Below are 12,421 nucleotides of genomic sequence, written 5' to 3'. Positions count from 1 at the left end.
AGAAACATCATTGGAAATCACAGCGTTTCCACGATGTTTCTTTTTTTATTTAAGCACACATATATATGGAGTGAAAATACCAGTTGAGCATGTCAAAGCTTAATCTAAATCGTAGGTTCTGCCTAATAAGACTTGTTTGTAGATTTCGGCGGGATTAGAATGGATATGAGATGAAAGTGCTTTCGAAAAGATCAGGGATCCCTTTTCTATTCATGTGCTGACTTCATATTATTCATTAGGGGAATAACAGCAGAAATGAGGTGATGATGTGGAAATTCATTTGGTGGCAAAAGATGAGATTGAGGCTCAAGGAATTCGTTGGATCGTGGAGTCCCACCTAACGGGAGTTAGACTGAACTTATGGAAAACGATTGAAGAATTCGAAAAGGGAATACGCAATCAGCAACCGGAATTCGTTATTTTGGATATGGATATTTGGACGGATGAAAGTGAAGCGATGGGTGTTTCGTTAAAGCGGAGGGGAATTCGATGGTTAGGGATTTCATCTGAGCGAATCTTTCAAACCGCTTATCGAGCCTTACGTTTTCGTGCTGAAGATGTTTTATTCCGTCCTTTTTCTTCGGCAGATTTGGTAAAACATATCCAACAATTACGTTTTCAATTGAGAAATGGTCCAAGTCATATCTCGTCAAACACCATGGATGATGAGAATGCTCTGGATATTGGGTATCCAGATTTCTTCTTGACAGACCGGAAGCATGAAAGCCGAATAACCATGGTCGCTTTCTTGACACCTGATAACAAGACCCTTCCATTAGTTTATGATGAACTGCAACGATATTCTTTTACTGGGAAGAATCAAATCTTCGCTTTATCGGATTTTATTTTATGTGTCCAGGAAACAAAGGAAATGGAGATATATAAGGAAGAGTATCAGGCCTTCCTTGCCCATTGGAAAGAAAGAATGGATGAGCCCCTTGCCATCATAATAAAGGCGGCAACTTCAGATGAGTCTTTAAAAAGGATGTATCAGCAAACTCGTGAATTTACGAGACAAATCTTTTTCGATGGATATGATATCATCTTAGCCGAAAGTCAACAGACTTCGCCTCGAGAGATGGATCCCTTCCTCACTCCTCTTGAACAAAGACTTTGGATAGAAATGCTCGAGCGACGGGATGCGAAGGCGATCAGGAACTGGATTGAACGTGAATTCCTTACCTTCGAACGACCATACCCCGACCCGGAAATCGTTCGTATCCGCCTTACAAGCGTACTTGCACAGATTCGCAGGCATATGAAATCATACAATTTGCAAAATGCTTCCCTGGAAGCCATATACTATGATGTATTTCAGCAAATTGTACATAAACCTGTCATACATCAAATAGTAAAAGAGCTTCATGCGTTCACCACCCATATGCTTCTGCAGGATCATGGACAATTACAGGAAGGGGCACGTACAATCAGTGAAAAGGCAAGGGAGCTGATCGAGTCCAACTATTGGGACGCCCAGTGGAATCTAGCCAGTTGTGCAGATACTCTGCGAATCAATAAAAGTACACTCAGCCGTCGATTTGCGGCTGAATCCGGCGAGTCTTTTCGAAATACACTGCACCAAGTTCGAATTAGGGAAGCTAAACGTTTATTAAAGGAAACGGATTTATCATTGGAGGAAATCTCACAATTGGCCGGCTATTCACATCAAACCTATTTCAATGCCAAATTCAAATTGCTTGAAGCCTGTACACCATCAGCATATCGGTCTGGCTTATAAAAAGGACGATTCAATAAATGAATCGTCCTTTCAGTTTGTAGACAAAAGGGGTTTGGATTAAAAAATTCCAGTTGACCTTATTAAAAAGAATCATGTTAAGAAAGCATCCTCATCACTTCAAGTTTTATTAATGCTATATTAAAACAATGAAGACTTTAGGCAAAAGGGTTATATCTAAATGTTAAAACAAGTTGATCGGAACGGAGGGTACGAGACTCCTGCGGGAAAAGCGAGTCCAGGGGAGACCCCGCAGGCGCAAAGGCGCCGAGGAGGCTCCCGGACCGCCCGCGGAAAGCGAGTGCCTGGAGAGGAAATCAAAGTTATAGTGTGTCTACAGTCTGAAAAAGGACGATTCAATAAATGAATCGTCCTTTTTATTTATTTCATAACAATGTAATTGATGAAATTATTCATAAAATAATAAAGTTAACTACAAAAAAGTAAAATAAATTATAAAATAATCATTAAACTATAATTAATTATTCTGAATTTTTCTTATAGAATGAATATATAACAAAAACAAGGGGGAAATGAAAATGAACACGATTACAAATAAGGTTATCCGTTATACTGGAACAGAATTGCATACTAAAGGATGGCAACAAGAAGCAGTGCTTAGAATGCTTATGAATAATTTGGATCCTGAAGTTGCTGAACGTCCAGAAGATTTGGTGGTATACGGAGGGATTGGGAAAGCAGCTCGTAACTGGGAATGCTTTGATGCAATCGTCAAATCACTAAAAGAGCTTGAAGAAGATGAAACTTTACTTGTTCAATCAGGGAAACCGGTGGCCATTTTTAAAACGCATTCGGATGCACCACGTGTCCTGCTTGCAAATTCAAATATCGTCCCTGCATACGCGAACTGGGAAACATTCCATGAACTTGATAAAAAGGGATTGATGATGTATGGGCAGATGACAGCAGGCAGCTGGATATATATCGGATCTCAAGGGATCGTACAAGGTACATACGAGACCTTTGCCGAGCTTGCAAAACAACATTTTAATAACTCGTTAAAAGGCACCATCACTCTAACGGCAGGTTTAGGCGGAATGGGAGGGGCACAGCCGCTGGCAGTTACGATGAACGGTGGAGTTTGTATCGGGATCGATGTAGATGAGACAAGAATTGACAGGAGGATTGAGACTCGTTATACCGATGTGAAAACGGATTCATTGGATGAAGCCATTCGTTTAGCGAATGAAGCTAAACTTGCAGGGGAAGCATTATCGATTGGTTTGATTGGGAATGCTTCAGATATTCTTCCGGAAATGATCGCAAGGAACTTCATTCCTGATGTCTTGACGGATCAAACTTCGGCCCATGATCCGCTAAATGGATATACCCCTTCAGGCCTGTCAATGGTGGAGGCTGCAGAATTACGGAATGCAAATCCAGAAGAGTATATTAAACTCTCTAAAGCTTCAATGGCCAAACATGTAAGGGCGATGCTTGAAATGATGGAAAAAGGAGCTGTGACGTTTGATTATGGCAACAATATCCGTCAAGTTGCGAAAGATGAAGGGGTAGAGAATGCTTTTGACTTCCCGGGCTTCGTTCCAGCTTATATCCGTCCACAATTCTGTGAGGGTAAAGGTCCATTCCGTTGGGTCGCTTTATCTGGAGATCCAGAAGATATTTATAAAACAGACCAAGCCATTTTACGTGAATTCGCTGATAATGAGCATTTATGTAACTGGATTAGAATGGCTCAAGACAAAATCCAGTTCCAAGGTCTTCCTTCCCGTATTTGCTGGCTTGGTTATGGGGAGCGCGCCCGTTTTGGTAAAATCCTCAATGATATGGTTGCAAGCGGTGAATTGAAGGCCCCGATCGTGATTGGGCGTGACCATTTGGATTCTGGCTCTGTCGCTTCGCCGAATCGTGAAACGGAAGCCATGAAGGATGGTTCCGATGTAGTGGCTGACTGGCCGATCTTAAATGCAATGGTGAATGCTGTGGGCGGTGCAACCTGGGTTTCCGTACATCATGGTGGCGGCGTAGGAATGGGTTACTCCATGCATGCAGGCGTTGTAATTGTGGCAGATGGCACAAAAGAAGCAGGAGCCAGGATTGAGCGAGTGTTGACAACGGACCCTGGGATGGGCGTTGTGCGCCATGTTGATGCAGGATATGAACTTGCAGAGGAAACAGCCCGTGAAAGAGGTATTAATATCCCGATGCTTGGTAAAGGAATTGATAAAAAATGACAAAGCCAATTTGGATAAAACATGCCACTCAACTTGCTACCCTTACCTCTGAAAGGAAAGGTCCGCGTTCCAAAGAGGCAATGTCGGAGCTTGGTTTGATAGAGGATGGAAGTATATGGATGGAATCAGGGTTGATCCAAGCTGTCGGGACAACCAAGGAATTGGAAAAACTCTATGCTGATAGAATGCATGAAGCTGAAGTCTTTGATGCAACTGGCCATTTGGTGACACCTGGGTTAGTTGATCCACATACGCATGTTGTATATGGCGGGAGTCGGGAACGTGAATTTGAAATGCGACTTGAAGGTGCAACATATATGGATATTATGAACGCAGGTGGGGGCATTCATGCTACCACCCGCATGACAAGGGAAGCAAGTGAAGAAGAATTGATGGAGCAAACCACGCGACGACTTGATTCGTTTCTCGCTCATGGCGTGACTACAGTAGAAGGTAAAAGCGGCTATGGAATGAATTTGGAAACCGAATTAAAGCAATTGCGGGTGATGAAGAAGCTACAGGAAGAGCATCCGATTGATCTGGTTCCTACTTTTATGGGAGCCCATGCGGTTCCAAAGGATTATAAAGGCCGCGAGGATGAATTTGTCGATCATCTGATTAATGATATGCTTCCAATCGTCTCTGAAGAAAAGCTTGCAGAATTCAATGATGTCTTTTGTGAAAAGGGTGTTTTTACCCCTGAACAATCAGAGCGGATTTTAAAGGCGGGGAAAAAGTACGGCTTGATCCCTAAAATTCATGCTGATGAAATTGAGCCATACGGTGGAGCTGAATTAGCTGCGAAGATAGGAGCCATTTCAGCTGAGCATTTGTTAAAAGCTTCCGATGAGGGGATTACCGCCATGGCGAAGTCAGGTACGATTGCTTGCTTGCTTCCAGCCACCGCCTTGTATTTACGGGAAGAAGCGGCCCCTGGACGACGAATGGTTGATGAAGGTGTGGCTGTTGCCATTTCGACCGATTGCAATCCTGGATCTTCACCGACGACATCCATGCCGCTTGTCATGAATCTGGCATGCATTTCGATGAGGCTTACCCCTGCAGAAGCTCTTACGGCGGCGACATACAATGCTGCTTGTGCAATCAACAGGCAAGAAAGGGTCGGATCCCTTGAAGTCGGAAAACAAGCGGATGTCGTTTTATGGAATGTTGAAAACTATCAGGAGTTGCAATATTTATTTGGGGTCAACCATGTTAAGACAGTATGGAAAAACGGTGTTCAAGTTGTGAATGATAAAGTGAAGTCTGATTCCAAAAGCCTTACGGGCCTTTAAAAATCAGTATTCTCAATCAATGTCTACCCATTCCATCCGCTGAAAAATTCAGGGGATGGAATGGGCTTTTGGAAGTATTAACAAATGTAATGGTGCTGAATAGTAGGATGAAATTTATCATCCTACGCATTTTCAGCATTGAACACTTTACCACTTTACAGTGAGATTTAATGAAAGTATTTTAAGGAATTCGTAGAAATGAATCTTCCATGTGGAGGGAATTTTATGTGGATAATCACTATCCATTCGAAAAAAGGCATAAAAATGTTTGAGTTTAGCACAGAAAAGGAAGCAAGGGAAAGATTTGAGGTAATGGAAGGCTGTAAAATCCTTAGTGAAGTCATTTATTTCAATGATAAACAATTGATTGAAACTTAAACTATATTTTCATATATAAAATAGAAATTAAAAGGTAGAATGATTTGATATAGTTTATAAAAAGAGTATATTTCATAACATTCTTTGCTCAATTTTTTTATAGTATTAAGCTTAATCGTTCCATTCAATTTCAGCGCCACTCACGGAGTGTTACAGTTCTAGTGTTTTTTTTTGAATCAATATATCTGATAAATCAAAAAATGGAGGGAATTCTTTGAACGAACAAAAATTCACGATTGACGATGCCCCATTTAATAGGTTTCATTTTCGAATTGCAGGACTTACATTTGGTTCCAGCTTTTGTGATGGCTATTCTCTAGGGATCATTGCGATGGCCCTGACAGTATTCGGGCCTCAGATGAATATGAATTCATTGTGGACAGGGCTGATCGGCAGTTCTGCTTTAATCGGTCTGTTTGCGGGATCTTTAATACTTGGAAGACTTTCTGACCGTGTAGGCCGACAGAAAATCTTTCTCGTAAACTTTTTACTCATCACGGTAGCTACCATTTTACAATTTTTTGTTAGCAGCCCAGAAGAGCTTTTTATTTTACGGTTGCTTATTGGTTTTGGGCTTGGAGGGGATTACGCTGTAGGTACGACTTTGCTTGCCGAGTTTTCTCCAAAAAAGTATCGCTCCTCGCTCCTCGCGTCTATAAACGTAGTGTGGACGCTTGGATATGTTGCATCAAACTTTGTTGGTCATTACTTGGGCCAGGTTGGTTCAGACTCATGGCGTTGGATGCTTGTCAGCGCAGCCATTCCGGCAATTGTGGTTTTAATCTTAAGAATAGGAACGCCTGAATCACCAAGGTGGCTTGTCAGCATGGGGCGTGTCGAAGAAGCTCGCCAGATCGTAAAAAAACACCTTGGAGCGAATGTTGAAATGGGAGAAACGGTGACTGGCACAGAAAATCAAAAGACTCTGGGGTTTCGTGGGCTTTTCAGTAAAAGGCTTCGTAAGCGGTTGGCTTTTGGTGGAATATTCAAATTGACTCTTGTTATTCCATACTTTGCCATTTATACTTTCCTGCCTTCCATCCTTAGTACAATGGGGTTTGAACAGAACTTTTTTGCCGATACCATGTTAAATCTATTCTTGCTTGTTGGGGCAATTATTGGTCTTTGGCTGCTTGCAAAATTTTCTCGTAGAGGATTTACCATCGGGGCTTTCACCATCCTTACTGTTTCATTGTTTTCACTCAGCTTCTTACACAATGGTTCTCAATTCTTAATGTTGGTAGCCTTCTTGATCTTTACTTTTTTCATGTCAGCAGCATCGAACCTTACACTAGTATATCCAGCAGAGCTTTTTCCAACTGAAATCCGTGGCTCGGGAATAGGTATGGTTACGGCAATTAGTCGGATTGGTTCGGCGATTGGAACATTTCTGCTGCCTGTTTCTTTAAGTTCATTCGGATTAAGTGCCTCAATGGCAGGAATGGCAGCCATTCTGCTGGCAGGCTTGATCGTATCGATAGCTTGGGCACCTGAAACGAAGAATCTTTCATTACATGAAGCAAGTGACCCATTGCTAGAAACGGAGAATTCTCCGAAAGGAACCGAAATTCCCTTTACAAAAAATGAAAAAATAACATAAGATAACTTTTAGTAAATAAATGAGAAGGACCAAAACTTTTTTCTCCTTCTTGTTAAGTCATAGGAGAGGAGATGTATAAGGATGACAACTGCCGATTGTTTACAACCGAAGAATATTAAAGAGGTTGTACTAGGTGATGGTGAAATCTCGATCGAAGAGGTAATTGCGGTTGCAAGACATGGGGCGAGGGTTTCCTTTACACAAACATATTGTGATAGGGTGAATAAATCACGTAGCTTAATAGACAAGTTTTTAGATGAAAATCGATTGATTTATGGTGTAACTACGGGTTTTGGCAGTAATATGACCGAGGTGATTTCTCCAAAGGACGCAGAAACCCTTCAACGGAATATTGTTCGTTCACATGCCGTTTCTGTTGGGGAAACTCTTGAAAAAGAAGTCGTAAGGGCCATTCAGTTGATGATACTAGTGAATTTAGGCCAAGGGTATTCAGGAGTTCGTTTACAGGTATTAAATCTAATCGCTTCACTATTAAATCACGATATCATTCCGTTTGTTCCAGGTGATGGGTCAGTGGGGTATCTTTCCCCAGAAGCTCACATGGCCTTAGTGGTGATGGGTGAAGGGAAGGCATGGTATGAAGATGAGCTCATACCTGGCATGGAAGCTTTAAGGAAAGCGGGATTAGCACCTGTTACGTTAGGTGCTAAAGAAGGATTGGCACTTACAAGCGGGACTACTTCCGTCACCGCGATGGCTGTCCTGGCTTTATACAATAGCATTCAGGCGGCGAAAACCGCTGACATTACGGGAGCCATGTCCTTAGAAGTGCTGAAGGGTACTATAAAAGCATTTGATCCCCGTCCCCACTCATTGAAAAAACATGAGGAACAGGCTAAGACAGCCAGAAATGTATCAAGGATTCTTGAAGGCAGCCAAATCATTGATACATACAAGGAACATAGATTACAAGATGCACTTAGCTTACGATGCATTCCACAAGTCCATGGAGCCATAAAAAGAGTGTTGAAAGACGCTGCTGTATCAATAGAGAATGAAATGAACTCTGTAAGTGACAATCCTCTGATTTTTCCTGAAGAGGAAGATGGAATTGGCCTGATGGCTGGGAATTTTGATGGTTCATTTGTTGGGATTTATGCGGATGCGATATCCATAGCGTTAGCAAACTTAGCAAAAATAACAGAACGCAGAATAGATCGCCTTATAAACCATCACCTTAGTGAATTACCTAATTTCTTAGTGGTTAATCCAGGTTTGAATAGTGGCTACATGATTCCGCAATATACAGCTGCCGGGCTATTAAATGAAATCAGGGTGCTTTCGCATCCAGCGACAATAGATAATATCCCTACATGTGCAAATCAAGAAGACGTGATAAGTTTTGCCTATTTTGCTTCGAGGAAAGCATATCGGATTTCAAAGAAACTTGAATATATTTTAGCCATTGAACTGATGACGGCAACGCAAGCAATGGATTTTCATCTACCTTTGAAACCGTCACCGGTTACGGAGGAGGTATATCATTTAGTTCGGAGCGAAGTCCCGATGGTTGAAGAAGATCGCTTTTTTCATCCTGACATTGAAGCGATTTATAGGCAAATTCATGAAGGGGAAATAGTGAAGCTCGTTGAAAGAGAGATCGGGGAAATAGAGTTCTAAAACCATGTGGAAGCTGTTTTACTTTATTTTATAAGGTAAAATGGCTTCCTTTTTTTAAAATGAAGGACCATATTTAAAGGAGGAGGGATGAAAGATGCATTATGATGTAATTGTAATTGGAGCTGGATCCATGGGAATGTCTTCAGGTTATTATCTATCAAAAAAAGGACAAAAAGTATTATTATTGGATTCCTTTGCCCCTCCTCATAATAAGGGGAGCCATCACGGGGAAACAAGAATTATTAGGCATGCTTATGGTGAAGGCAGGGAGTATGTATCTTTGGCACTTAAATCACAAAAGCTTTGGGGTGAATTGGAAAGAATTTCGGGTCAACCATTATTTCTTCCAACGGGGGTCCTGAATGCTGGAAGCCAAAATTCCGCTTTCATTAAACAAGTGAAAGCAGGATCAAAGGAATATGGTTTACCTATGAACATATTGGATTACCATGAAATTCATGATAGGTGGCCAGGAATAACACTCCCGGAAGACTACATTGGGTGCTATGAATCGACTTCGGGCGTGTTGAAAAGTGAAGAATGCATAAACGCGTATCAACAACTTGCGAAATCCCATGGTGCCGACATCATTGTAAACAGTGAAGTAAAGAAGATAGTTGCCCATGGTAACGGGGTCACGGTTAAAACGGATGAACAGACATTCCACTCGGAATCTTTAGTGGTTGCAGTTGGGGCGTGGGCACCGAAAATATTGGCGATGTTAGATTTGAATCTCCCGCTGGAACCCATCAGAAAAACATTTGCCTGGTTTCATGCAAATGAAAAATTATATAATCATAATGATTTTCCGGCTTTTACTTTTGATACTTCAGTTGGTACATACTATGGCTTTCCTAGTATAAATGGTTCTGGATTGAAAATAGGGAGACATGATGGAGGACAGCGGATCAATCCTGATGGCTGTATCGAGGGTTTTGGTGAATTGGCTGAGGATGAGGGTGATTTGATGAGGTTTTTAGGGCAATATATGCCTGCTGATCAAAAAATGAAATATGGGAAAACTTGCATCTATACCATGACCCCTGATGAGCATTTTATAGTGGATAAACATCCTTATTATCCACATATTGCTATAGCGGCAGGTTTCTCTGGACACGGTTTTAAATTCAGCAGTGTCATGGGAAAAATTTTGAGTGACTTGATTATCTCCGGTACGACCAAGGAAGATATTTCATTGTTTTCGATTAACCGATTTTGAATTAATAGATTCCAAACTTAAAAGCTGTAATCATGGCCGTTGCTTCCTTTCAAAGGAAACAACGGCTTTTTTTATCAAACTGTAATGTTAGGTTTTCTAACAAAATATTGTCGAAATAATTAAAATATGCTAGAATGAGAATATTCCGAAATATGAAACTGATGTTCCGAATTTCGGAACATGCCATTTGAATGATTGAAAAAGTACTTACATTTTATGGTTTACTAAAATTTCCGTTATTAAAGGAGTGGGTAATATGAACACGGTTGATTTGAATTGTGATTTAGGAGAAAGTTTTGGCGCTTACCGGATGGGGAATGATCAAGAGATTTTAGATTATGTAACATCTGTCAATGTAGCTTGTGGATTCCACGCTGGTGATCCTACAGTCATGAGAAAAACGGTTCAGCTTGCTTTAGGGAAAGAAGTCAAAATCGGAGCCCACCCAGGTTTACAGGATTTAATAGGATTTGGCAGACGCAATATGAATATTTCACCACAGGAAGCTTATGATATTGTCGTCTACCAAATTGGGGCATTAAATGGCTTCCTGCAATCCGAAGGCGGAAGTATGCAGCATGTGAAACCGCATGGGGCTTTGTACAATATGGCCGCAAAGAACAAAGAGTTATCCATGGCCATTGCCGAAGCGGTATATAAAGTGAATCCCGAGCTTATCTTATTTGGTTTGTCGGGCAGTGAATTAATACGCGCCGGACAGGCTATCGGATTGCAAACAGGGAGTGAAGTATTTGCCGATCGCACCTACCAACATGATGGTTCATTGACTTCCCGATTGGAAAAGGACGCACTGATTGAAAACGATGATGTTGCCGTTGCCCAAGTCATTCGCATGGTGAAGGAAGGGAAGGTACTGTCCCAGCAAGGCTCAGATGTGTCTTTAAAAGCAGATACCATTTGTATTCACGGGGACGGGGCACATGCTTTATCCTTTGCACGGCATGTTAGGGAATCTTTGCAATTATCTGAAATAAAAGTCAAGTCTTTTTCTTGAAAAAAACTAAACAATCAGGGGGCAGATTCCATTGGAGCCAAACAAAAATACAACAGCACAGAAAAAGAATTTGACTAAGCCAAAAACGAACCGCACTTTATTGTTAGGTGCAGCATTCCTAATGGCAACATCGGCAATAGGACCAGGTTTTTTAATGCAAACGACCGTTTATACCCAAAGCCTTGCGGCAAGTTTCGGTTTCGTTATCCTTATTTCGGTCATTCTTGATATATTTGCCCAAACAAATGTATGGCGCATTATTGCTGTATCCGAAAAACGGGGTCAAGAGATTGCAAACATGGTCCTTCCTGGGCTGGGTTATGTACTGGCAGCACTGATCGTCATGGGCGGGCTGGCATTTAACATTGGAAATATCGCAGGAGCCGGATTAGGTCTGAATGCGATGACGGGAATATCCCCAACTACGGGGGCGGCAATAAGCGCAGTCATCGCCGTACTGATTTTTGTAGTGAAAGAAGCAGGGAAAGCGATGGACCGTTTTACGCAAATCGCTGGATTTTTCATGATTTGTTTGATGATTTACGTTGCATGGACAACCTCTCCTCCTGTAGGGGAAGCGGTAGTGAAGACCTTTGCCCCTGATAAAATCGATATTATCGCCATCGTTACATTAGTGGGCGGATCTGTTGGCGGCTACATCACTTTTGCGGGTGGCCATCGTCTATTGGATGCAGGCGTGAAGGGCGTTGACTCATTACCACAGGTCACGAAGAGCTCGGTAATGGGGATCTTGATAACGACTGTCATGCGCGTTGCCTTATTTCTGGCAGTACTGGGTGTTGTATCGAAAGGATTACAAATTAATCCGGATAACCCTGCAGCATCCGTTTTTCAACTCGCTGCGGGTAATATAGGATATAAAATCTTCGGTATTGTCATGTGGGCAGCAGCGATCACGTCTGTTGTTGGAGCGGCATATACTTCGGTTTCATTTATCAGAACTTTCAGCGAAAAGATAAATAATAAGGCAAACTGGATAATCATTGGCTTTATAGCCGTATCGACCATTTGCTTTCTATTGATTGGCCAACCGGTTAAAGTATTGCTTATAGTTGGGGCCATTAATGGACTCATCTTACCAATTGCTCTTGGAACATTGTTAATTGCCGCATATAAGAAAAATATCGTGGGTGATTATAAGCATCCTTTATGGTTAACGATTTCCGGTGTATTCGTGGTTGTCATCATGGCGTTGATGGGCGTATATACATTAATGAAACAACTGCCAGCACTTTTTTAATGATTAATGAATGAAAATCCAATAAAAATAGGTGGAAATGGCGTGCCGGTTTGTCACTTTC

The 12,421-nt window shown here is 41.6% G+C and carries 9 protein-coding genes; all 9 read left to right on the top strand.

Features of this window, described 5'->3' with window-relative positions:
* The first annotated feature begins 268 nt into the window (after nt 1-268).
* The 9 genes from A6755_RS16500 to A6755_RS16460 all read left to right on the top strand — a co-directional run bounded on the left by A6755_RS16500 (nt 269) and on the right by A6755_RS16460 (nt 12,360).
* Entirely contained in the window at nt 269-1,738 is a 1,470-nt protein-coding gene (locus A6755_RS16500; RefSeq protein WP_063591356.1) for a helix-turn-helix transcriptional regulator, read from the top strand.
* A gap of 536 nt (nt 1,739-2,274) precedes the next feature.
* Complete coding sequence (hutU, locus tag A6755_RS16490; protein WP_063591354.1) at nt 2,275-3,951, top strand: urocanate hydratase; 1,677 nt, start codon at nt 2,275-2,277, stop codon at nt 3,949-3,951.
* Entirely contained in the window at nt 3,948-5,246 is a 1,299-nt protein-coding gene (hutI, locus tag A6755_RS16485; protein WP_063591353.1) for an imidazolonepropionase, read from the top strand. Before hutU ends, hutI begins: the two co-directional genes overlap by 4 nt.
* A gap of 225 nt (nt 5,247-5,471) precedes the next feature.
* Complete coding sequence (locus A6755_RS27120) at nt 5,472-5,624, top strand: hypothetical protein (protein ID WP_174878728.1); 153 nt, start codon at nt 5,472-5,474, stop codon at nt 5,622-5,624.
* Nucleotides 5,625-5,838: 214 nt separating this feature from the next.
* The gene (locus A6755_RS16480) at nt 5,839-7,224 is read left to right on the top strand and encodes an MFS transporter (RefSeq protein WP_063591352.1); all 1,386 of its coding nucleotides are present in this window, start codon (nt 5,839-5,841) and stop codon (nt 7,222-7,224) included.
* Between the two features lie 81 nt (nt 7,225-7,305).
* Nucleotides 7,306-8,865: a histidine ammonia-lyase gene (gene hutH, locus A6755_RS16475; RefSeq protein ID WP_063591351.1), complete on the top strand. Its 1,560-nt coding sequence runs from the start codon at nt 7,306-7,308 to the stop codon at nt 8,863-8,865.
* Nucleotides 8,866-8,959: 94 nt separating this feature from the next.
* Nucleotides 8,960-10,084 carry an N-methyl-L-tryptophan oxidase gene (gene solA, locus A6755_RS16470; protein ID WP_063591350.1) on the top strand — a complete coding sequence of 375 codons (1,125 nt, stop codon included), beginning with the start codon at nt 8,960-8,962 and terminating at the stop codon, nt 10,082-10,084.
* A 256-nt stretch (nt 10,085-10,340) separates the two neighbouring features.
* Nucleotides 10,341-11,099: a 5-oxoprolinase subunit PxpA gene (gene pxpA / locus A6755_RS16465; RefSeq protein ID WP_063591349.1), complete on the top strand. Its 759-nt coding sequence runs from the start codon at nt 10,341-10,343 to the stop codon at nt 11,097-11,099.
* A 121-nt stretch (nt 11,100-11,220) separates the two neighbouring features.
* A complete protein-coding gene (locus tag A6755_RS16460; protein ID WP_134402215.1) occupies nt 11,221-12,360 on the top strand; it encodes an NRAMP family divalent metal transporter in 1,140 nt (379 codons plus the stop codon).
* The last annotated feature ends 61 nt before the right edge of the window (nt 12,361-12,421 follow it).

The organism is Peribacillus frigoritolerans, from assembly GCF_001636405.1.
Lineage (GTDB): Bacteria > Bacillota > Bacilli > Bacillales > DSM-1321 > Peribacillus > Peribacillus frigoritolerans.
Note: the sequence above shows the minus strand (reverse complement) of the source record. Positions and strands in the feature narration are given on the sequence as shown.